The organism is Mesorhizobium sp. M7A.F.Ca.CA.004.04.2.1, from assembly GCF_004022825.1.
Classification (GTDB): domain Bacteria; phylum Pseudomonadota; class Alphaproteobacteria; order Rhizobiales; family Rhizobiaceae; genus Mesorhizobium.
This window is the reverse complement of record NZ_RZPH01001595.1, coordinates 1-736: the sequence shown is the minus strand read 5'-3', so window position 1 is coordinate 736 and position 736 is coordinate 1. Positions and strand designations below refer to the sequence as shown.

Below are 736 nucleotides of genomic sequence, written 5' to 3'. Positions count from 1 at the left end.
TCCCCCACTTGGGGGGAGATTGGCTGCGGCTTGGCCGGCACTTTTCCTTCGACCGGCTTTTCCGTCCGCCGCACGGTCATTTCATCGAGCGAGTTCTTCTTGAACAGCGGCTTGACCGGCTCGCCGGGTATGCCGAAATCGGAGCCATGCGCCTCTTCAGCCGACTGTTTCTTGAACAGCGAGCGTGACACCGCGCCGGCCGGCGTCGGCATGTCGGTGCCCGGGCCCATATCGTCGATCGAGGGTTTCGAAAACAGCGGTTTTTTCACCGGTACGGCGCCGTCGGCGCCCATCTCGTCGAGATCAGGCTTGCGGAAGAGGTTGGGCCGGGCAGCCCTGGCGGCCTCTTCGGCGGCGCGCGCTTCGTCGAACTTGCGGAAACGCTCCTGTTCTTCTGCTGTCCGATGTTTGGCCACGCCCTTGTTGTGCTTGCCCTTTTCGCGGCCGGAGGCCGGGCTTTCCATGTCGGCGTATTTGGCCAGCGGGTCTTCGGAGATGGACAGTTCCATCTCACGCAGGCGCTTGATCTCGTCGCGGATGCGGGCCGCCTTCTCGAAGTCGAGATTGGCTGCGGCATCGCGCATCTGCTTTTCCATCGCGTCGAGATGGGCCTTGAGGTTGTTGCCCATCATGGCGCCGGCACTGTCGGTGAACTGCGAGATGTCGGCGCGGACGTGGTCCTTCTCGTAGACCGAATCCAGAATATCGGAGATGCGCGACTTGACCGATTCCGGGG

Annotated in this window: 1 protein-coding gene; it reads right to left on the bottom strand. The window is 62.8% G+C overall.

Features of this window, described 5'->3' with window-relative positions; genetic code table 11:
- The coding region (locus EN893_RS36355) for a UvrB/UvrC motif-containing protein (protein WP_206640266.1) at nucleotides 1-736 on the bottom strand (736 nt) is incomplete at both ends.